24 protein-coding genes are annotated in these 22436 nt (G+C 34.1%); 15 read left to right on the forward strand and 9 right to left on the reverse strand.

The genetic code is table 11. The features are described 5' to 3' along the window. Window positions 1-4 precede the first annotated feature (4 nt). Complete coding sequence (locus tag Q4500_RS03415; protein ID WP_303598344.1) at window positions 5-2593, reverse strand: cyclic nucleotide-binding domain-containing protein; 2589 nt, start codon at window positions 2591-2593, stop codon at window positions 5-7. Window positions 2594-2783: 190 nt separating this feature from the next. Between Q4500_RS03415 and Q4500_RS03420 the strand changes: the two genes are divergently transcribed. The 8 genes from Q4500_RS03420 to Q4500_RS03455 all read left to right on the forward strand — a co-directional run bounded on the left by Q4500_RS03420 (window position 2784) and on the right by Q4500_RS03455 (window position 6822). Next, window positions 2784-3356 carry a pentapeptide repeat-containing protein gene (locus Q4500_RS03420; RefSeq protein WP_303598345.1) on the forward strand — a complete coding sequence of 191 codons (573 nt, stop codon included), beginning with the start codon at window positions 2784-2786 and terminating at the stop codon, window positions 3354-3356. Between the two features lie 8 nt (window positions 3357-3364). Continuing rightward, complete coding sequence (locus tag Q4500_RS03425; protein ID WP_303598346.1) at window positions 3365-3583, forward strand: DUF6500 family protein; 219 nt, start codon at window positions 3365-3367, stop codon at window positions 3581-3583. Window positions 3584-3590: 7 nt separating this feature from the next. Continuing rightward, a complete protein-coding gene (locus tag Q4500_RS03430) occupies window positions 3591-4148 on the forward strand; it encodes a hypothetical protein (protein WP_303598347.1) in 558 nt (185 codons plus the stop codon). Between the two features lie 16 nt (window positions 4149-4164). After that, the gene (locus tag Q4500_RS03435; RefSeq protein WP_303598348.1) at window positions 4165-4728 is read left to right on the forward strand and encodes a hypothetical protein; all 564 of its coding nucleotides are present in this window, start codon (window positions 4165-4167) and stop codon (window positions 4726-4728) included. A gap of 221 nt (window positions 4729-4949) precedes the next feature. Then, window positions 4950-5459, forward strand: a complete 510-nt coding sequence (locus tag Q4500_RS03440) for an outer membrane beta-barrel protein (protein ID WP_303598349.1) — start codon at window positions 4950-4952, stop codon at window positions 5457-5459. Window positions 5460-5547: 88 nt separating this feature from the next. Beyond that, window positions 5548-5928, forward strand: a complete 381-nt coding sequence (locus tag Q4500_RS03445) for a VOC family protein (protein ID WP_303598350.1) — start codon at window positions 5548-5550, stop codon at window positions 5926-5928. Between the two features lie 51 nt (window positions 5929-5979). After that, window positions 5980-6471: a DUF6265 family protein gene (locus Q4500_RS03450; protein WP_303598351.1), complete on the forward strand. Its 492-nt coding sequence runs from the start codon at window positions 5980-5982 to the stop codon at window positions 6469-6471. Next, window positions 6472-6822 carry a hypothetical protein gene (locus Q4500_RS03455; RefSeq protein WP_303598352.1) on the forward strand — a complete coding sequence of 117 codons (351 nt, stop codon included), beginning with the start codon at window positions 6472-6474 and terminating at the stop codon, window positions 6820-6822. It begins immediately after the preceding gene. A gap of 96 nt (window positions 6823-6918) precedes the next feature. On the opposite strand, the gene Q4500_RS03460 is transcribed toward Q4500_RS03455, so the two are convergent. Further along, window positions 6919-7383 carry a CBS domain-containing protein gene (locus tag Q4500_RS03460; protein ID WP_299319281.1) on the reverse strand — a complete coding sequence of 155 codons (465 nt, stop codon included), beginning with the start codon at window positions 7381-7383 and terminating at the stop codon, window positions 6919-6921. Between the two features lie 120 nt (window positions 7384-7503). On the opposite strand from Q4500_RS03460, the gene Q4500_RS03465 reads away from it, so the two are divergent. From Q4500_RS03465 to Q4500_RS03480, 4 genes are all read left to right on the forward strand, one after another. Then, window positions 7504-9786: a M28 family peptidase gene (locus Q4500_RS03465; protein ID WP_303598353.1), complete on the forward strand. Its 2283-nt coding sequence runs from the start codon at window positions 7504-7506 to the stop codon at window positions 9784-9786. After that, window positions 9779-10585, forward strand: coding sequence for an SDR family oxidoreductase (locus Q4500_RS03470; protein ID WP_303598354.1), 807 nt, complete (start codon window positions 9779-9781; stop codon window positions 10583-10585). Before Q4500_RS03465 ends, Q4500_RS03470 begins: the two co-directional genes overlap by 8 nt. Before the next feature lie 125 nt (window positions 10586-10710). Next, the gene (locus Q4500_RS03475) at window positions 10711-11085 is read left to right on the forward strand and encodes a hypothetical protein (protein WP_036151420.1); all 375 of its coding nucleotides are present in this window, start codon (window positions 10711-10713) and stop codon (window positions 11083-11085) included. Window positions 11086-11220: 135 nt separating this feature from the next. Beyond that, window positions 11221-11925, forward strand: a complete 705-nt coding sequence (locus tag Q4500_RS03480; RefSeq protein WP_303598355.1) for a hypothetical protein — start codon at window positions 11221-11223, stop codon at window positions 11923-11925. A gap of 139 nt (window positions 11926-12064) precedes the next feature. On the opposite strand, the gene Q4500_RS03485 is transcribed toward Q4500_RS03480, so the two are convergent. Then, complete coding sequence (locus tag Q4500_RS03485) at window positions 12065-12565, reverse strand: hypothetical protein (protein ID WP_303598356.1); 501 nt, start codon at window positions 12563-12565, stop codon at window positions 12065-12067. Between the two features lie 63 nt (window positions 12566-12628). On the opposite strand from Q4500_RS03485, the gene Q4500_RS03490 reads away from it, so the two are divergent. Further along, a complete protein-coding gene (locus Q4500_RS03490) occupies window positions 12629-13570 on the forward strand; it encodes an NAD-dependent epimerase/dehydratase family protein (protein ID WP_303598357.1) in 942 nt (313 codons plus the stop codon). A gap of 131 nt (window positions 13571-13701) precedes the next feature. Then, window positions 13702-14124: a hypothetical protein gene (locus Q4500_RS03495; protein ID WP_303598358.1), complete on the forward strand. Its 423-nt coding sequence runs from the start codon at window positions 13702-13704 to the stop codon at window positions 14122-14124. Between the two features lie 108 nt (window positions 14125-14232). Here Q4500_RS03495 and rimK read toward each other — a convergent pair whose 3' ends face one another. From rimK to Q4500_RS03525, 6 genes are all read right to left on the reverse strand, one after another. Then, a complete protein-coding gene (rimK, locus tag Q4500_RS03500) occupies window positions 14233-15603 on the reverse strand; it encodes a 30S ribosomal protein S6--L-glutamate ligase (protein WP_303598359.1) in 1371 nt (456 codons plus the stop codon). A 42-nt stretch (window positions 15604-15645) separates the two neighbouring features. Continuing rightward, a complete protein-coding gene (locus tag Q4500_RS03505; RefSeq protein ID WP_303598360.1) occupies window positions 15646-17172 on the reverse strand; it encodes a bifunctional GNAT family N-acetyltransferase/carbon-nitrogen hydrolase family protein in 1527 nt (508 codons plus the stop codon). A 116-nt stretch (window positions 17173-17288) separates the two neighbouring features. Then, window positions 17289-17612, reverse strand: coding sequence for a hypothetical protein (locus Q4500_RS03510; protein WP_303598361.1), 324 nt, complete (start codon window positions 17610-17612; stop codon window positions 17289-17291). 2 nt (window positions 17613-17614) lie between these two features. Further along, window positions 17615-18592: a deoxyhypusine synthase family protein gene (locus Q4500_RS03515; protein WP_299319243.1), complete on the reverse strand. Its 978-nt coding sequence runs from the start codon at window positions 18590-18592 to the stop codon at window positions 17615-17617. After that, a complete protein-coding gene (speB, locus tag Q4500_RS03520) occupies window positions 18579-19517 on the reverse strand; it encodes an agmatinase (RefSeq protein ID WP_303598362.1) in 939 nt (312 codons plus the stop codon). The genes Q4500_RS03515 and speB overlap by 14 nt, the downstream gene beginning before the upstream one ends. A gap of 93 nt (window positions 19518-19610) precedes the next feature. Then, entirely contained in the window at window positions 19611-21023 is a 1413-nt protein-coding gene (locus Q4500_RS03525; RefSeq protein WP_303598363.1) for an arginine decarboxylase, read from the reverse strand. Window positions 21024-21506: 483 nt separating this feature from the next. Between Q4500_RS03525 and Q4500_RS03530 the strand changes: the two genes are divergently transcribed. Next, window positions 21507-22256: a hypothetical protein gene (locus Q4500_RS03530; RefSeq protein WP_303598364.1), complete on the forward strand. Its 750-nt coding sequence runs from the start codon at window positions 21507-21509 to the stop codon at window positions 22254-22256. Window positions 22257-22436 lie beyond the last annotated feature (180 nt).

Raw genomic sequence — 22436 nt, forward strand, 5'->3', positions numbered from 1 at the left:
ATAGTTATAATTGATTTTCAAGCTCAAGGCTATCTGCTGCTTGTAGTGCTTTCTTAATTGCAGTACTCCATAGTGCATAGCCTTGTTTGTTTAAATGCAATCCGTCAGAAAGGTATAATTCTGGTATCGGTCTGTTATCTGTGGTAATCATCTGTGCAAAAACATTGATGTATTGCGCATTCAGTTCGGTAATAAAATACTTAGACAGCATTAAATTTGTCTCCATAATAAGTGGAATTAAAGCTTCTCGCTCCACACTTGGTTTTAAACTGATCAACGCCAATTCTGCATCGGGATATTTATTAGTTATCAATCCTACCAATTCCATACAACCAGAAAGTACCTCTTGGGGAGTTTTACCACTATTCAAATCATTCTCTCCAGCATACAAAACAATTTTTGACGGGTTTGCCTCTGTAAATATCTCATCAAAATAATGAATACACCATGCAAATGTAGACCCGCCAAAACCAAGGTTCACCACATTAAACGGACTCAAATCGCGTTTCATATTCACCCATAAACGTACCGAAGAGCTCCCATAAAAAGTAATTAGATTTTCTTGTGTCGGTAATTTATCGATACGTCTTTTCAGTCTTTTGATCTCATTACACCAAATAGCAGGCGGTTCTTCTAAATTGTCGGCACCCGAACTAGATACGTTCAACTGTTCAGCTCTTTCGATCGCTTCTTGTACATAGCCTTGATATTCCGCTTGGTATTGCTCCATAAAAGCATATAAATCTTCATTGCTTTTAGAAGGTACTTTTTCACTCAGTAAAAATGGTTCCTTAATGGCACAGTAGTATAAAGATTTGCCAATTCTATGATCAAAATTTACCATGACTACAGGTATTATATACGGCTCTGGATCGGTATGTAATGCCAATTTAAAAGCGCCCATTTTAAAAGGACCGGGAGATTCGTCTGTTCTATAAGAGGTGCCTTCAGGGCTTATAATTAAATTGTATTTCTGTTTTAAATGTTTAGATGCTTCACTGTAAAATATACTTCTTGCCTCTTCTTTTCTATTATTAGAAGTTTCATCAGATTCTTTGGTATACACATTTATATAGCCAAGGTTGTCGTAGTAATTCTGATGACCGTATTCTTGTCCCTGCCCTATTCTAACTGTTCTAATACCAGGTTCCTCGTATTTTTTATACAAAACCATGGCACTTAGAAAATGAGAATCTAGGGTAATCTGAAAATTATTATTTAGTGTATAATGTGGGTCATTGATTAAGTGATTATAAATAAAAATATTACCGGTATCATTAGGCAAATTATCCCATCCTTCAATAATATAGGGTACATTTTTAAACACCTTCATGGTCAACTCGGCACAAACCTTTCTATTTTGCTCAGCATCATTACTGTTCTTTTCTGCTACATTCTCATAAATCTGCTGTAAACCGCTTATAAACTCATGCTCTTTTTGATCTTCGCCCAGCAGTTCTAAACTTAATGAGGCAATATGCCGTTCTAGAGCAGTACCATTCTTAACCAAACCTGTTAAGGCATCATAAGCAAACTGTTTGGTGGTATTACTTTTTAGTAGATGCGGTACTTGATGTAAAGGTGATGATAATAATAGGCGAGATTTATTATTCTTTATCAATTGATAAACGGCCTGCAGATTGTGCTTGCCCAACAAACCAACATAACGTACAAAAGCAGCATTTAGCTGATTGCCCATAAGCCACAATAAGCGCTGATAAAATTGACCTTCAAAAGCATCATCAATTTGAAACAGCTTCATTAAATCGCCTTCAGGAATAAAATAAGCAGAAGTCTTTGTGTTCGTAATAGCAGAGCAAATATCTTTCTCCTTCAATAGGCATGACCACCCAAATACAAAGCCGGAATTTTTAATGGAGCGCTGTTTAATCTCAATCGTGTTCTCAATTCGTTTAACTGTAACTTCTCCGTGAATAAGAATAAACAAACCATTACTAGAACCGTCTTGTACATATAAAACTTCATCTGGTTCATATTCCCTACGTTCTGCCAACGCAGCTAAAGCCATTAAATTTTTCTCTTCAAAATAATCTAGAAATGGAGAGCGTCGCATTAATGAAACAATCTCTTCTTTTTCGGAAGCAGGAGAAATAAAAAACTGTCGGTCTTCAACAAAAGGCTGAAACCTTACGGGACTCAATAATTCAGTTTGCTTCGTTAGGGCTGTATGCAATACACGGTACAATTTTGAACCAATATTCTTAAGCAAAATATTCTGATGTCCTTTTTTTAAGTACGTATCTAGCTCGTGAAATGGAATTTCAAAAAATGATGCTTTTGGTGAAGCAACAGTAGCTTTATATGTAAATCTTTTGGGAGTATTGAATCCGTTTAAACCAATAGTAGAAAAAGGTTCTGAGTTTTGACATACGAGAATATCACTTTCAGGATTATCAAGTGAAATGTAATAGTTTACACTACCTTCTATAAGCCATCTAAACGTTCTTACTTTTTTATGAATATAACTGATGGCATATCCTTTAGCGTATGTTTTTAACGCTCCGTTCGGGAAATATTCTTTTAATTTTTCAGTAGTTATTTCTTGCTTTAAAACTCTATTTTGGTGTATCATACTCCTTCTAACTTAACCAGATAAAAGCGAAAAAAAAAGGACTGCCAACATTAAAACCAATTTGTCATTTTAGGAAATTGATATTGGTTAAAACCGTAAAAATTAAGCCCATAAACTTAGAATAACCAAATTGATTATTTCCTATTCTGTTTTCTTATCTTTCCTAGCGTTAATAAGAATTCACCCTTCTGTGCAGAACTTTATACTAGACAAAACCTTTAAAGGAGAAAATTACACTGCTACTAGATTAGCTAGAGCAGAATATGAAAATTGCATTTTTGAAGGATGTGATTTTTCGAAAGGTTATCTAGACAACCAAATTTTTCTAGAGTGCGAGTTTATAGATTGTAATTTGAGCAATGCCAATATTGTAAATACCACTTTTAAAGAAGTGAAATTTTCGCACTGTAAACTTATGGGGCTAGCCTTTAATACCTGCAATGCCTTTTTGATGGATTTATCTTTTTTTGATTGTAATTTAAGTTTTACAATCTTCACAGAATTAAAATTAGCCGAACAGGTATTTACGTCTTGTAAACTTGAGGAAGCTGATTTTGGCGATTGCGATTTAAGTAAGTCTAAATTTGACGATTGCAACTTAGAAAGAGTTGTATTTGGGAGAACCAATTTGCAAAAAGCTGATTTTAGTACCGCCACAAACTTTAGTATAGACCCCGATAATAATACTATGACAGGTGCTATATTTTCAAAAGATAATCTTGAGGGATTATTGCAGAAACATAAACTTAAGATTTTGAAGTAATAATAAAAATGAATCAAGAGATAAAATCAAAAATCATTGAAGTATGCAATGCCAAAATTGCTGCAAAAGGGGAAAATGTAGGACTTTCATTCTATGCATTCTTTAAAAACAAAAATGACAACCCAGAGCTGTTAATGGAAATAGCGCAGTGGTGGATTCTAGAACAAAAACTCGACCATTTTGAAAAAGCACTGAAGATTAAAGAAATGGTAAAATCTATTAACTAATACCTAGATGAAAAACATATTTCTAATCCTATTCTTAGCAGTGATCCTTACTAGTTGTGGTAATAAAAAATTAAGTCACAAAGAAACTGTTACTATCTATTACCAAGCTTTTGACTCAGGCAACTTCGATAAAATAAAAGGAGTAATACATGATAGTATCACCATGATTAATGGTGATTTTGTAACTCCTTTCGACAAGAGTAATTTTTATGAATTCTATAAATGGGATTCAGTTTTCAAGCCGTCATATGAAATACTTGAATTGGCTGAAGAGAACGAAGACCTTATTGCGACAATCAGTCAAAAGAATATTCGTAATGAGTTTTTAAAGAACAACCCTTTACAATTTAAAGTCAAGCTTTCATTTTCCGCAGATAAAATATCAAGACTTGAAGAATTAGAATACATCCGTGTAAACTGGCAAGAATGGAATCAAGAGAAAGATTCTTTAGTGAATTGGACAAAAGTAAATCATCCAAATCTTGATGGTTTTGTGAATGACTTGACTATGGTAGGAGCAATGAAATATTTGAAGGCGATTGAACTGTATGAGGGTCGGGATTAGTTAGGAGTTACGTACAATGAAAAAAATTATTTATTTATTTCTCTTTATAGTTTCAACTATTGTCATTTCTGGATTGTATGGAATTATACACAATCAAATTACATATACCATATCCAGTGAGTACTTTACCCTTCTTAAATTTATTCAACATCATCTACCTGAATATTATATTGAACCTGCTAGATTAGGTGCTAGTATAATTGGCTGGAATTCCACTTGGTGGATGGGACTTATTATCGGGGTCATACTCGGAACTGTATGGATATGGAATGACATACTCACTATTAGAGATAGATTTAAAGCTTTAGGTACAGTTCTCATTGCTACCATAACGCTTGGTATAATTGGAATTCTGGTTGCTTACATTCAATGGCAACCGGAAAGATATTATGAAGCCGTTAATTTTCCTAGTTACGGAGAAATCATTGATGATTCCCTTCAAAAAATGACTAACCCATATGCATTTTTAAGAGCAGGAACAGTACATAATTTCAGTTATCTTGGTGGTATTATCGGCTTATTTATTGGATTCTTCCAACTTTGGAAAAAGTATAGGTCAAACTTAAAATTGATTAAATAAAAGCACACAGCCTATATTTCACTTTTTCAAATGATTTTAAGAGATTGGTTTTAATGACTGAAATTAATAATTGAGCAAGTTATAGCACTCTAATGAGTTTCTTATTCCAATATATACATTTAGATATTTACAATTAAAATATTTAATTATCTTTCGCAGATATTTACAATTTAATTATCAAAACAACATTAATTAACTAATTGTTAATCAAAACGTTAACCATGAAAAAAATCACTTTATTATTAGCCTTATTTACAATTGGCTTTACGTACGCACAATCACCATTAGAAAAAGGAAGTCTTCAAGCAAATGCAGGATTCGGATTTTCAGGATGGGGAATACCTATTTATGCAGGATTAGAAGTCGGCGTAGCTACGAATATTACTGTTGGAGGAGAAATATCATATCAAAAATATAACCATGGTAGCGGTTTAGGCAGTGACTTCAATAGTTCTATCTTCGGAATTCAAGCAAATGGAAATTACCATTTTAACGAAGTATTAGAAATCTCAAGTCAATGGGATGTTTATGCAGGAGCTAATTTGAATTATTTTAGTTGGAATACCAAACTTGACGGAGAGACTTTTGATTACGGTGGTTCCGATAATTTTGGACTTGGTTTACAAATAGGTGGTCGCTATTTCTTCGATGATAACTTTGCAATAAACCTTCAAGTTGGTGGAGGAAATGTTGTAAGTGGAGGTAGAATCGGAATCACTTATAAATTATAAGAATACCTTTAACAATAATACAAGGGTGGTTTACAACTATGTAAGCCACCCTATTTTTGTAATGTTTTAGACAAATTTCTAACAACCAATGAACAAAGTACACCACACCGCTATCATCTGCTCTGATTACGAGGTTTCTAAACAATTTTACACTGAGGTTTTGGACTTAGAAATTATTCGAGAGGTTTATCGAGAAGAGCGACAATCTTACAAATTAGATTTGGCATTAAAAGGTGAGTATATAATTGAATTATTCTCTTTCCCTAATCCGCCGAAAAGACCGTCTAAACCAGAGTCTTGCGGATTAAGACATGTAGCATTTGAGGTTGATGATTTAGAGAATATTATTGCACATTGTATAAAACACGATGTAATAGCAGAACCTATTCGTGTAGATGAGTTTACCAATAAACGATTCACCTTTATTGCGGACCCAGACGACTTACCAATAGAGTTTTATGAAAAGTAAGCGAAGCCGTTTGTAAACGTTTAATTTGTATCTTGCTACAAATACTAGAACATGAAATTTTTACTGCTTTTCTTACTTTCATCAACGTGTTTACTACAGGCACAAAATACCGTTTCTTTTGAAGAAGGTATGACGAGCCCAGCAGCGACGCTAAATAATATAGAATGGCTTGCGGGCCATTGGAAAGGAGAAGCCTTTGGAGGAATTGCCGAAGAGATATGGTCTCCGCCTGCAGATGGTTCCATGATGTTCTCCTTTAGATTACTAGATAAAGGGGAAGTAAGCTTTTATGAATTCGGTCATCTTATTGAGATAGATGGAACACTCATTTTACAACTCAAACATTTCAATGCTAATTTAAGTGGTTGGGAAGAACGAGATGAAAATATTGATTTTAAGCTAGTAAAAATAGAAGGAAGTAAATTTTACTTTGATGATTTTACTATTGAGCGCATATCTGACAAAGAAATAAATATGTATGTTGAGGTTGGTGAAGAAGACGGATCATCGAACGAAGTCACCTTTAATTACCACAGGCAATAGATGAAAAAGGAATGTTTAGAATGCGGAAAAGAGGTCATGGGCAGAGTCGACAAAAAGTTCTGCAATGATTACTGTCGCAATACCTTTAACAATAAAGTAAACCCAGACAGCAAAAACCTTATTAGAAATATTAATAATAAGCTACGCAAAAACTACCGCATTCTTGATAGTTATAACTTGAAAGACGGCAAAACAAAAACCACCCGTATGCGGCTAATAGATAAAGGTTTCGATTTTGACTTTATTACCAATTTATACACCACAAAAAAAGGCACAACATATTACTTTCTATATGATTTAGGCTACCTACCATTAGACAATGATTTCTATATGATTGTAAAGAGAGAATAGTTGGTTGTGAACATTATATAAAAAAGTCTCCTTAAAGGAGACTTTTTTATAAGTTAACTTCTTACTTAATACTTTGTACTTTGTACTTAATAAAATCTATTTCCAATTATGCCCACTTAATTTAAGTGCGGCCACGACTATATCCTTTCTACTAATTTGACCAACTAAAATATCATTTTTCATTACGGGTAATCTTCTTCTATTATGTTGTGCAAAAATTCCTGCTGCGTCAAAAATTGAAATATCATGAGGAATTGTTTCAACTGACTTTGTCATAAAATTTTCTACACTCTTATCTAAAATAGGTTGATTGAAGTACCTACTTTCAGAAATCTGCTTCATACAATCGGCTTCAGAAATGATACCTACAAGAAATCCATTTTTATCCAAAACGGGTCCACCAGAGATATGATGTTTTGCAAATTTTTCCATAACGGTTAAAATTGAATCATCTGGCGAAAAAGTGATTAACTTAGTGGTCATGTAATCAGCGACCAATATTGGGGCTTCAAATTCCTTTTTAAATACTTTTCTAACGCCTTGAAAGCTTTTGATTCCCATGATAGTTTATTTAAAGGTTGATTACTAAAGATAACAAATAAAACGAATTTTACTAATATTTTTCGATGAATACCTACATATACTCAGTATTTTAGGACTTTTTAAAAGAATATCATAATCATGAGAAAAACGCCAACCGTATTAACTTTACTTCTAGTCATTCTTGCCACATATTGGAGTTTTAGAGTACTTCTACCACAATATAATGAGGGTGAAACAGTCGTAGACACCGAATTTTCTACCGATAGAGCCTTGCAACACGTAAAAGAAATATCAAAAGAACCACATGGTGTCGGGTTTCCTGCACATACGACTGTCCGTAATTATATTACTGCAAAACTTCAAAAGTTAGGTTTGGAAACTTCTTTACAAGAAGGGTATACCGCTGGTGATTGGGGTAATTTAAGTAAAGCAGAAAATGTATTAGCAAGAATTAAAGGAAGTGAATCTGGTAAGGCCTTATTACTGCTAAGTCATTATGATAGTAATCCGCATTCTTCATTAGGTGCTAGTGATGCAGGTAGTGGTGTTGCTACAATTCTAGAGGGCGTAAGGGCTTTTTTAAGGACTAATACCACACCTAAAAACGATATCATCATTCTCATATCCGATGCTGAAGAATTAGGTCTTAACGGTGCTGATCTATTTGTAGATAAACATGAATGGCTGAAAGATGTTGGTTTGGTTTTAAATTTTGAAGCTCGTGGTAGTGGCGGACCAAGTTATATGCTGATGGAGACCAATAGAGGAAATAGTAAATTAATTACTGAATTTATAGCTGCAAATCCTGAGTTTCCAGTAGCGAATTCACTTGCCTATAGTATTTATAAGATGTTACCCAATGATACGGATTTAACCGTGTTTAGAGAAGATGGCGATGTTGAAGGGTTCAACTTTGCGTTTATTGATGATCACTTCGATTACCATACCCAAATAGACAATTATGAAAGATTAGACAGAAACACGATGGCTCACCAAGGTAGCTATCTAATGCCATTATTAACCTATTTCAGTAATGCTGACATCAGCAACTTAAAAAGCCTTGACGATAACGTATATTTCAATGTACCTTTCTTTAAGATGGTATCATATCCGTTTAGTTGGATTATACCCATGCTAATCATTGCCATTCTCTTTTTCATACTATTATTACTATCTGGATTTCGAAAAAAAGTCCTGAATGGAAAAGATATTTTAAAAGGATTTATTCCCGTACTCTTTACCTTAATAGTTAACGGAGTTGTAGGGTACTTTAGTTGGCAGTTTTTAAAATGGCTATACCCAAGCTATAAAGATATTCTACATGGTTTCACTTATAACGGTCATGCTTATATCTTTGCGTTTACCCTATTTTCATTAGGCACTTGTTTTTATGCATACTATAAATTCAAGGTAATTAAAACCGCTAATTTATTGGTAGCCCCATTCATAATTTGGATTATCATTTGTGGACTAGTAGCTATCTATTTACAAGGTGCCGCGTTTTTCATTATACCTTTATATAGCTTTTTAGTTGCCTTTTACGTGCATATAAATCAAAAGAATCCGAATGCATTTTTGCTTGTATTTCTTGGTATTCCCGCCTTATTCATATTCGCACCCTTCGTGAAAATGTTTCCGGTTGGCTTAGGTCTTAAAATGTTGGTAGCTACTACCCTATTGACGACATTAATCTTCTTTTTATTACTTCCCTTAGTTACCAAATACAGAAAAAAAGGTGCATTGGCATTTCTAAGTTTCTTGTTGTTTGCAGGCTTTATGGCATCTGCGCATATGAACTCTGGATTTACCAACGATAGACCGAAACCAACTAGCCTATTATATGTTTTAGATACCGATGAAAATAAAGCGAAGTGGGCAACTTATGAGCACCGTCCATCTGACTGGACTTCGCAATACATCACTAAAAAAGTTGCAGATACCCTTCTCTCAAAAAAGACCATTAGCAGCAAATACGGTTCTAATTTTACGTTTACAAATGAAGCTCCGTTAAAGAATGTACCAAAACCAACTATTGAGGTGCAACTAGATTCTGTAATAAATAACATTCGCACAGTTCATTTATGTATTACTCCGAATCGACCTATTAACCGTTTAGAGGTGTTCACCAATGATGTTGATATTGTAAAGGCAGATGTAAACGGAATAGAACTATCTGAGTATTTTCTTAAAAACAGATATGGCGGTAGGCTGATTACCCATTATATTAGTGATAAAAATTACACCGATATTATATTAGAAGTCCCGCAAGATCAAGAATTGGAACTTACGGTTTATGAAGCTTCTAACGATTTACTTAAAAATGGATTATTCTCGATACCGAAGCGAAAAGAAGACCAAATACCGATGCCGTTTGTATTGAACGATGCCATATTAACCATACAAAAAGTGAAATTTGAATAAGAAAATAGGCGTAATTGGTTGTGGATGGATGGGTTTACCATTGGCTGAAAATTTAATAGCTAGCGGTTATACAGTTAATGGAACTTCTACATCTGATGAGAAAATATCGGTCTTAAAAGAAAGAGGCATCACACCATTCAAAATAGCTTTATCCGAGAATAATATCAATGGCGATATTGATTCGTTTCTTGATTCGGTATCAGTGCTTGTTATAAACATTCCTCCCAAATTAAGAGGAAAAGGCCCTAAAGAAAGTTACATCGAAAAGATTACATTACTTCACCAGGCTATTAAAAAATCGGCAGTAAAAAATATCATATTTGCTAGTAGCACGGCAGTTTATGGTGATACAGAAGGTACAGTCACTGAGAAAACGGTACCTCAACCCACTACTGAATCTGGCATACAATTAGTACAGTGCGAAGACCTTTTAAAAAACGATAAAGAGTTAAATACAACAATCATTCGTTTTGGCGGATTAATTGGACCAAACAGACACCCAGTAACTATGTTATCGGGAAGAGAAAACCTTAGTGGTGGCGACGCACCTGTTAACCTAATTCATTTAAATGATTGCATTGGTATTATAAAAACGGTTATTGAATGCGACCATTATAATGATGTATTGAATGCTGTATATCCTAAGCATCCGACGAAAAAAGAATATTATACCAAACAAGCAGCTAAAAAAAGTATACCAGCGCCAAAATACGCTGCTACTGGCAAAAATCAAAAATTAATATCATTTTGTAGTATTTTTCTTATTAACAACTATAACTTTCTTACACCTATAAACTAACCCTTCACAACACTTAGCTTCCCTTTCACAACAAATACCTAAAAACAGCGTTAATATATTGTTGGTTTTCAACTACTTATCGACGTATGACATACCTTTGTTTAACAATATAAAACCATAATATTATGAAGAAAGATAAATTACGGGAGAGGGTTTTAGTTGAATTAGAGAAGCTCATCTCCCTAAGTTGCAAGAACCCGAACGGTTCTAAAAAGTACGAAGAATTACATATTGCATTATTGAAAAAATACTATAATGCAACAAGTGTAACTATAGACTATCATCGCCATAGAATTAAAATGGAGGTTATAGAAGACGATAGCCTATATGACCCTAAAACGGTAAATACTTATTTACCAACATTTTACACGAATTTACTATTTAACAACTTGTGTAAGTTTCTAATTTCATGTGTTGAGAAAGACAATAAGAGTATTGGCTTTTATACACAGCTTTTAAATTCTTTTAAAAAATCTAATAACAGATTAGAATTAGCTTAAGAATCTAAAAACTATTGAAGTTTAAAAAAGGCGCCTTGTAGGGCGCCTTTTTCATTTCTAACATTTAAACCTTTCCTTAACAGGATCATACAGATTATTTTAATAGTTTAGCGCACTTTAAAAAGAACAATAAAGATGAAAAAAACAGTTTTAATAGTTGTAGCTACCATTTTATTCTCAGGTAGTTATGGATATTCACAGACCAAATCAGAATTACTAACGCATTACGAAGCATTTTATGACCAAATGCGTTTACAAGGCGATGTTGATGGTGTAATCAATGCATTGACACACTTAAATATCTTATCTCCATCTCAACAACGTAATGATACCCTTGCCTATATTTATGCAAATGATAATCAACATTTACAGGCATTGAACATTATCGGAATCGAGAAATTAGATTCAGATTCTAACCTAGCCATTCAAGTGAAAGCGGTTTCTTTAAAAGCCTTAAATCAGCCCAAAAGAGCCTTAGAACAATTTGAAGCATTAAATTCGCGAGAGCCAAATGCATACCTTGCCTATGAATTAGCTGATTTAAAAGTACAAACAGGCGATAACGTTGGTGCTATGAAACATGTTGAATATGGTATTACCAATGCTACAGATGATATGACTTATGCATTTTATGAGCGTCAACAACCTTACGAAGTTCCATTAAAAGCTGCATTTATTCATATAAAAGCTCTTATACAGTATAATACGGATAAAGATAATATCGATCAAGCAATCGCTACATTAGATGAGGCGTTGGCAATTGACCCTAATTTCAATTTAGCTAGCTTAAGTAAACAAGCTCTGACTTCTAGAAAAGAAGCTCCTGAAGAGAAAAAATGATAGTGAAATGTTATTGAAATAGAAAAGGCGAATCATAAGATTCGCCTTTTCTATTTTTCTATTTAAAATTCTTTATATCCGATTTATGCTTGTCGTTCACTTGGGCGATAGTAACCAGTTTAATAATATTAGAAATACACTAATTATCTTCATTTTTAATTAATTCATCTGGTAAGGTATTATTCACTATGACATTAAATTGATTTCTTAAATCATTGTAAGCGGCAATCATTTGAAGGATGGATTCTCTTGGATTTTGTTGGTATTCCAAATCTCCTTTAGTTTTTAAAATATAGGTCTTAAATAGTTTTTGACGTCCTTTTACCTGAGGAATATTGAATTTCTCTGGATAAGTACTTTCTTCCATTTTTTTCTGATTCTCTATCAACTCATCGACTAAGAACTGAAAATCCTCTATATGTTCAGAAGTGTAGATTTTATCAAAACTCTTATCTAAAGCATTGTACTCCAGCCAATCATTTAGAATGGTTTGTGCCTTGGCATCGACACGAGATTTCTGTGGCAAGCTATCCGTTGTTTCTTCCCAACGAATTTCACGAATATTAGATTTATCTTGTGCCGCATCTTTACAAGAAACAGCCAATACAACTATTGATAAAAAAAAGATAATTTTGGACATAAGCGAATGTACAAATTTTAAGAAAAGGTATCTTTATCTCAAATTCATTTAACGCAAATTTTAATGCCAAAATACATATTGATTATTGGGGCCTGTGGTCAAATAGGAACAGAACTAACCTTAACCCTAAGAGAAAAACACGGTGGCGAACATGTTATTGCCAGCGATATTAGAGAAGGTAACGATGAATTAATGCAATCTGGACCTTTTGAAATTTTAGATGCAACTAATTACGATGCCTTAGAAGAGGTAATCGCATATTACGATATCTCTGAAGTCTACCTAATGGCTGCAATGTTAAGTGCTACAGCAGAAAAATTTCCCATGCGCGCGTGGAACTTGAATATGAATACGCTTTTCAATGTATTGAATTTAGCGAAAGACAAAAAAATAGAAAAGATTTTCTGGCCGTCGAGTATTGCCGTTTTTGGTCCCAATACTCCAAAAGAAGATACTCCACAAAATACCATTATGGAGCCAAGTACCGTATACGGTATAAGCAAACAAAGTGGAGAACGCTGGTGCGAGTATTATTTTAATAAGTTTAATGTGGATGTGAGAAGCATTCGTTACCCAGGACTTATCAGCTGGAAAACTATGCCTGGCGGCGGAACAACAGATTATGCCGTAGAAATCTATCATAAAGCACTTTCTGAAGGTTCATACACTTGCTTTCTAGAAGAAGATACTAAATTACCAATGATGTTTATGGACGATGCCATACGTGCCACCTTGCAGATTATGGAAGCATCTGAAGAAAATATTAAAGAACGTTCTGCCTATAATTTGGCTGCAATGAGCTTTACACCTAAAGAAATGGCAGAAAACATTAAGGCTGTTCTACCAAAATTTAAAATAGTTTACGAACCAGATTTTAGACAAGAGATCGCAAATTCATGGCCAAGCAGTATCGATGATAGTACTGCACAAAAAGACTGGAATTGGAAGGCAGAATTCGACCTTCAAAAAACGACACAAGTAATGTTAGAAAATTTGAAGGAATAAACTGAATAACTAGTGAAGAAGTCCATTTAGTCATATGAGTTTAAATCAATAGCTGGTTCCTCTATTTCGATTTTATACTTAAAAGTATATTATTCCGTTATTCACAAGAAACCAACCTAAAATTTAAAATTATGATTTACGGACTTACATTAATTATCCTGGGGATATTAGCAGCACCTTCATTGCTTTTATCAAAAAAACCAAATGCAAAAGAGCTATTAGACAAAATTACACCCTATCAAGGTTGGATCGGTCTAATTTTCTGTATCTGGGGTATCTGGGGTATTATTAGCGCAGTATTAAGCATTGGTATGCTTGGTAGTTTTCCAATTTGGTGGATTACATGGATTGCTGTTAGTGTAGTTACTGCAGTATTAGGCTTCTTACTAGGTTATGGCATGATTCAAGATATGCTTTTATCTAAAAATGCAGAAGCGATGAAAAAAGGAGAAGAGCTAAGAGCCAAACTTGCACCATTACAAGGCAAATTTGGAATAGCAGCTATTGGTCTTGGTATTTGGGCTATTATATCGAGCTTGATGTTTATGGGATAATCCTATAAATTATACCCGAACCACTTTCAAGGTTCTACTAACAAAATAAAAAAAGAGGTTACCTATTCAGGTAACCTCTTTTAATTTTTACAATTCTTAAATTAGAACTTAGTTGATAAATTTCAATCGCTTTTCAATGGCCATAATCATAGCATTGGCAATATCTTTTCCTGTAGCATTTTCTATACCTTCTAACCCTGGCGAAGAGTTTACCTCTAACAATAATGGTCCTTTATTTGAACGTATTATATCTACACCGGCAACGGCAAGGTTTAATACTTTGGCCGCTTTTAAAGCCAATTTCTTTTCGTCTGCAGTAATTTTAATAATAGAAGCAATACCACCTTGGTGAATATTAGCCCTAAATTCTCCTTTTTGGGCTTGGCGTTGCATACTAGCCACTACTCTACCGTTGACCACGAAACAACGAATATCCTGACCATTTGCTTCTTTAATGAACTCTTGTACCAAAATGTTGGTGTTAACACTCTTAAAGGCATTAATAACACTTTCTGCAGCCTTATTGGTTTCTGCCAGAACAACACCTTTACCTTGTGTACTTTCTAGAAGCTTAATTATTAATGGTGCACCATTAACCATTTTAATTAAGTCTTTAGTATCCATTGGTGATTTTGCAAATCCTGTAATAGGAATATGAATATCATGATTAGAAAACAATTGAGAGGCGAACAGCTTATCTCTAGACTGCGTAATTGCTTCAGATGAGTTTTGACAATACACTCCCAAATTGTTGAATTGACGAATTAAGGCACAACCATAAAAAGTTACTGAAGGTTTAATACGTGGAATAACCGCATCATAATCTTTAAGAATAATACCACCACGATATCTAATTTCAGGAGAATGAGCATCAAGTTTCATATACGCTTGCTCTACATTCAAAAAATGTATTTCATGCCCTCTAGCCTCTGCAGCTTCCATGATTCTTTTGTTACTGTACAAATTAGGATTACTTGCTAAAAGTGCAATTTTCAATCCCGTTTTTTCCTTGAAATAAGGAGCATAGAATTTATTTACGTCACTATCTTCAAATGATTGTAGTTGATAGTTTACAGCAGGGTTTACAATGAAACGTTCATTTAAAGCTTCTCTACCCAATAGCATACGAAACTCCATCGTATCTCTATTTGCAAGGGTCAACTCTATTTCAAAAGTATCATCGCCCATGGTAACTGGTGTTTTAATAACCAATCGCTCTTCAGATATACCCGATGAACTTTTTACCATACGGCGAGCAACTAATCTTGCCTCGCATTCAATGGCTATACTACGGTTTTCTTGTAGCGGACTCACCTCAAATTTCACCCATTCTTGACCACCTTTTGACACCATTTTTATATTGGTAGCTTGTATGGAAGATGTTTTTGCACCTGAATCTACTCTTGCTTTAATCGCAGGGATACCCAAGTCATTAAACACACACCATTCTTCACTACCTATAATCTGTAAATTATCCAATATTTTTGTTTTTTACCTCCTGTTATAATGACGGAGTTTTTATTATTTCTTTTTTAACTCAAACAAATCTGTTCTTCTATCCTTTAAATTGCGAACCGCACCAAATTGATTAAGTTCTCGCAAAAGGTCAATATCCACATCTGCAATTAAAATCATTTCTGTATTTGGAGTAGCTTCCGCCTTAATACCATTAGTTGGAAAAGAGAAATCACATGGTGTAAATACCATCGACTGGGCAAATTGAATATCCATATTCTCAACATTTGGCAAGTTTCCAACACTACCAGCAATGGCTACGTAACATTCATTTTCTATTGCACGAGCCTGAGCACAATGGCGTACTCTAGAATACCCATTTTGTGTATCGGTCAAGAAAGGTACAAACAAAATATCCATGCCATCATCTGCTAGTAACCTACTTAATTCAGGAAATTCAGAATCATAACAAATCAAAACCCCTATTTTACCACAATCCGTATCAAAAGTCTTTAACTGCGTACCTCCTTGCATTCCCCAAACCTTTGCTTCATCTGGGGTAACGTGTAGCTTTTCATAACGCTCCATACTACCATCTCGTCTACATAAATAACCTACATTATAAAGGCGCCCATCTATCATTTCAGGCATACTACCAGAAATAATGTTGATGTTATAAGAAATGGAAAATTCAGAAAATTTCTGAACTATGGCTTGAGTATGTTTGGCCAGCTCCCTAATAGCACTTGCGGTAGACATATGATTGTTACCTGCCATTAAGGGTGCATTGAAAAATTCTGGAAAGAGCGCAAAATCAGACCTATAACCAGAAACAGAATCTATAAAAAATTCTGCTTGTTGTAAAAGTTCTTCCAAGTCTTTGTAGGGGCGCATTTGCCATTGAATCAACCCTAATCGAACTATTGATTTTTTGGTAGCCGCCTTTTTATTAGGTTTTTGATAATAGATATTATCCCATTCCATAAGAATAGCAAAGTCTTGAGAAGCTTTATCACCATCTAAATACCCTTTCATTACTTTAGCAGGATGAAAGTCGTTACTGATTTGAAAACTCAGTACCGGATCATGAATTTCTTTACGACGAACCTTATCAATATATTCTTTTGGCGAAAGTTCTGAAGCATGTGAATGGTAATTAGGCATACGACCACCAAATACAATACTTTTTAAGTTCAACTTCTCGCAAAGTTCTTTTCTATAATCATACAAACGTCTACCTAAGCGCAAACCTCTAAAACTCGGTTTTATAAATACCTCGATACCATAGAGTACATCGCCTTCATCATCATGAGTATCAAAACTGTACTTACCCGTAATTTGCTCATAAGTATGGGTGTCATCAAATGAATCATAATCAACAACTATAGACAATGCTACCCCTGCCAATTGACCATTGATTTTTATAACTACCTGACCTTCTGGAAATTTATCGATCAAAGATTTTATATGTTCCTCTTTCCAATATGACCCAGGCATATTGGCATAAGCAGAAATCATAGCTGTTTTTAGCTCCTGATAATCATCAAAATCTAAAAACTTTAATTCAATATTTTCAATTTCGTCAATTTTCATTTATCTGTTGTAAGCACAACGATATTTAGTTTAATTTTTATGTGTGATTCATTTTTCCGGCTTACTAAAAGCAAACCGGAATCTTTAAGTGTAATCTTGATAATGGACTAGAAAACTTAATCTTCGTCTGCACCATCAACCATATCTTCAGAATCTGGCTCTACTACCGCAGTTGGATCATCATCTTCGAAATCTTCATAATCATCCACATCATAATTCTCCATCGTGTACTCAAGCTTGGCACTGATTTTCACTAAATATTTAGTGTCTTCAGTTAAAACCTCAACAGCCTCTATTCGTTCTCCTTGAGAATTTCTGAAAGAGATAATATTACGATCATCATACCCATCTGGATATCTTTCTACCAAAAGTTTAAGAACCTCTGGCGTTAATTTCTTAAAGTCCACAATGACTCTGTTTAAATGTGCGTTCTTGTCCATAATTACATGTCTAATAGGTAAGCAAAAATTAAAGGCGCAACAATTGTCGCATCACTTTCAATTATATATTTGGGTGTATTAATATCTAATTTACCCCATGTTATTTTCTCGTTAGGTACTGCACCTGAGTAAGAACCATAACTGGTAGTACTGTCACTAATTTGACAGAAATAGCTCCAGAAAGGCGTATCTGTACGCTCCATATCTTGGTAAAGCATTGGCACAACACAGATTGGGAAATCGCCCGCGATACCACCACCAATTTGGAAGAATCCTATTCCGTTTTCAGAATTGGCAGTATACCAATCGGCTAAAAAGGTCATGTATTCAATACCAGATTTCATAGTGCTTGCTTTCAACTCACCTTTCATCACATACGATGCAAAAATGTTTCCCATAGTACTATCTTCCCAACCGGGGCAAATGATAGGTAGGTTCTTTTCTGCAGCAGCATACATCCACGAATCTTTAAGGTCAATTTCATAATATTCCTCTAGCACGCCAGAAAGTAGCATTTTGTACATAAACTCATGAGGTAGAAAACGCTCTCCCTTATCATCGGCATCTTTCCAAATTTTGAAAATATGCTCTTGTAATCTTCTAAAAGCTTCCTCTTCAGGAATACACGTATCCGTTACTCTGTTCAAGCCTTTCTCTAACAGATCCCACTCGTCTTGCGGAGTCAAATCTCTATAGTTAGGCACACGTTTGTAATGAGAATGGGCTACCAAATTCATGATGTCTTCCTCTAGGTTAGCACCTGTACAAGAAATGATCTGCACCTTATCTTTACGTATCATCTCTGCAAAGATTTTACCTATTTCTGCAGTAGACATAGCACCTGCCAATGAAACCAACATTTTGGCTCCATTTTCCAATTGCTCTTCATACCCTTTTGCAGCATCAACCAATGCAGCAGCATTAAAGTGTAAATAGTATTTTTCTATAAAATTGGTGATTGCACCTTTAGTCTTCGTCATCTTCAAATTTTGAATTTGTGTTTGCTTTATAATCAATGTCAAAAGTATTGTCATACTCTTGATCGAAATCTTGCCCTGCAAATTTATAGCTGAGCATTTTATAATATAATTTTGCCGCCAAGAAATCTGACGATTTATCGTTCTTGTTCGGACAAAGTTCTACGATGTCAAAACCTACTACATTCTTATCTTCAAAAACCTGTTTTAAGAATTCCATAGTTTCATACCAAAGTAATCCGCCTGGTTCTGGAGTTCCTGTAGAAGGCATAATAGAAGGGTCAAAAGCATCTAGATCAAACGTAATAAATACATTTTCTGTCATTGCTTCAATTACCTTATCTGACCAATATTCATCGGCTACCATTTCATGTGCAAAGAATGTTTTTTCTTCATCCATTACCGTTTTTTCAATAATATCCATAGAACGAATACCTACCTGCACCAAATTAGTAGTTTGGCTTGCCTCATATACTGCACAAGCATGATTATACTTGGTACCTTCATATGATTCTCTTAAATCTGCATGTGCATCTATCTGCAATACGGTTAAGTTGTCAAAACATTCATTAAAAGCACGAATAGATCCTATAGAAATTGAATGTTCACCTCCAAAAAGGGTAACAAATTTATTACGTTTAATAAAGTCTTTAGTAATAGCATGAACTTCATTAACCATTGCCTCTGGCGAACTGTTTTCGGTTATAGGCTCAGTTAAATGAATACCTTGTTTGTAAACCTCAGAATCAGTTTCAATGTCATACAATTCCATGTTTTCAGAAGCTTCTAAAAAAGCTTCTGGACCTTTGTCTGCTCCTTTACCCCAAGTACTGGTTCCGTCATAAGGAACAGGTATCAAGATAATTTTCGATTTTTCTAGTTGTGCGAATTCATCGGAAATACCGGCATAATTCTTAGATGTACTCATGATATATTAGCTATTGTTAAGTGGTTCTTTAGTACTATTTTTAATTCTATATACGTAATTCTATCTGTATCGGTCTTTGCAGCCAAATTATTTTTATTCATCGTCAGTAGTTACATCGTAGCCTAAAATACCAAGCAAATCTTCTGCCTTTTGCTGAGCTCTAAATTGTTTGTAAGTGAAGTTACCGTTTTCATCTTTATCAATCAATATATGTTTTGGCTGCGGAATTAAGCAGTGTTGTAAACCGCCATACCCACCAATAGACTCTTGATAAGCACCTGTATTGAAAAAGCCGATATACAATGGCTTTTCCTTTTTATACTTAGGCAAATAAATTGCGTTCATGTTTTGCTCGCTATTATAGTAATCATCACTATCACAGGTCAATCCGCCTAACAATACACGCTCGTACTCATCGTTCCAACGGTTAATTGGTAACATGATAAATCTTTTATTGATTGCCCAAGTATCTGGTAACGTAGTAATGAAAGACGAATCTATCATATTCCATTTTTCACGATCGTTCTGCTGCTTCTGGTATAAAATCTCATATATAGCACCACCACTTTCACCTACGGTGAAACTACCAAATTCAGTAAAAATATGAGGCACAGGCACATCTGCTTCTGAACATGTAATATTGATCTGATTTAAAATCTCATTGATCATATATTGGTAATCGTATTCGAAAGCCAATGAGTTTTTAATAGGAAAGCCACCGCCAATATTTAAGCTATCTAATGAAGGGCACATTTTCTTTAAACGTACATATACTTTTAAGCATTTTACAAGCTCGTTCCAGTAGTACGCATTATCACGAATACCCGTATTTATGAAAAAGTGAAGCATTTTAAGTTCAACCTTATCATTATCTTTTATTTGATTTTCGTAAAAAGGAACAATATTCTTGTAGCCAATACCTAAACGAGAAGTATAAAACTCAAATTTTGGCTCTTCTTCTGATGCTATACGAATACCAACTTTGAACGTATCGTTGATAGCATCTGACAACAAATCTATTTCTTCGTAATTATCAATAATAGGTACACAGTTTTGGTGACCGTTATTGATTAATCTAGCAATATTGTCAATGTATTTCTCACGTTTGAAACCGTTACAGATTACGTACGTTTGATCCGTCAACTTACCATCTGCTTTTAGTTTTTCGATAATATTAATATCGAAAGCAGAAGAGGTTTCCATATGAATCTCGTTTTTAAGAGCTTCATGCATTACATGTTGAAAATGAGAGCTTTTTGTACAATAGCAATAATGGTATTTACCTTTATAATTATTCTTTTCTATTGCATTTGCGAACCAATTTTTGGCTCTCAAAATATTTTCAGAAATTTTTGGGAGATACGTAAATTTCAACGGACTGCCATATTGTTGAACCAAATCGTTCAAAGGTATGCCGTGAAATTGTAAGTGTTCACCATCTAAATTAAACTCTTCTTGAGGGAAATAGTAAGTTTGATCAATAAGATCAATGTATTTGGTATTCATGAAATTGAATATTAAATAATAATGAAATATGATTATGATAAATGTAGTAACTAGCCTAGATACTTAAAGTTAAGAAAACGTAACTATTTTAAGTAGGATATCACACCAGAATTTGCTTCTGAGTAGTAGGAATAAAAAAGTAATCATGCTGACTTTGCATGATTGTAGAATATGAGTTGGAAGCTTGCTTAACTAATCGGCAACCTATCTTATAAGCCATTTGAGAAAAATACTTCCAATTTCCCTCAAACCCGAACATAGAATAACGATACATAATGTTCAGCTAAAAGCTTGAAATATCTAACACACAAAGTTGTATCTTAAGACAGGACAAATGAAATCAAAAAAAATGAAAAAACAAGCATTTTTATTTTTTTTACGATAATTAACATTTTTTAAGAAAATCAATTCAAAAATGGTATAAAATAAAATATAAATAACTTATTTCCAATTGATTATAAAATTCATTAGCAACTAATAAAAATGAAAAAATCTTACTTAAAACTTCTACAATCGTCTCTATTTTTATTTTTCGGCGTTAGTTTAGTTTCATACGGTCAAATTCCGTGTGGAGTCTATGTAGATACCATTCAAAATAATGGTTCAAAAACGGTGCATCAGGTAAAGGTAAACGACGACCATTTTGTTTACAATGAATATGAAATTGAACCAGCAAAATTCATAAAAACCATTGGCGGATTTTTTCAAATTGAAAAAAAGGCATCGAATAACTTATTGGTTGCATTGTTGGAATTCAATTCTAATTTTAAGAATGATACTTTAAGAAAATTATCTATCCCAGTAGAAATGGACGGTGAAAATCTAAAAATGAATTGGAATCAAAAACTGACATTAACACCCCTTGATGCTACAACACAAGATTTAGAAGGTGCTTGGCTTTTTGCAACTAGAGGACCAGATACCGGTCAGGAACGAAGAGGAAAAGAAAACACAAGAAAAACATTAAAACTATTAATGGATAATACATTTCAATGGATAGCCTATGACACCGAATCTTTTCGATTTTCAGGAACTGGCGGCGGCACCTACTCAGCTAAAAATGGGATATATAAAGAACAAATAGAATTCTTCTCTAAAGACAATACTAGAGTTGGCGCACAATTAGAATTTAATTATAAACTTGAAGGTGATGACTGGCACCATACAGGTAAAAACAGCAAAGGGGAGCCTATGTATGAAATATGGAGCAAAAGAATAATAACTGGATCATAAAGAAAACAGGACTATTTAATGATTAATAACCCAATAATTCAGCCAATGATTACTGGTTTATAATTATCAAACTATAGAATGGACACCGTTTATCGAAAATAACTTTAGATGAAGGTTGCCCTGCCATACTTTTTATAGTTTAGCTGAAAATTCCTACTTATGTCTAATTATATTAATCTT

Source organism: Maribacter sp. 1_MG-2023 (assembly GCF_030547005.1).
Taxonomy (GTDB): Bacteria; Bacteroidota; Bacteroidia; order Flavobacteriales; family Flavobacteriaceae; genus Maribacter.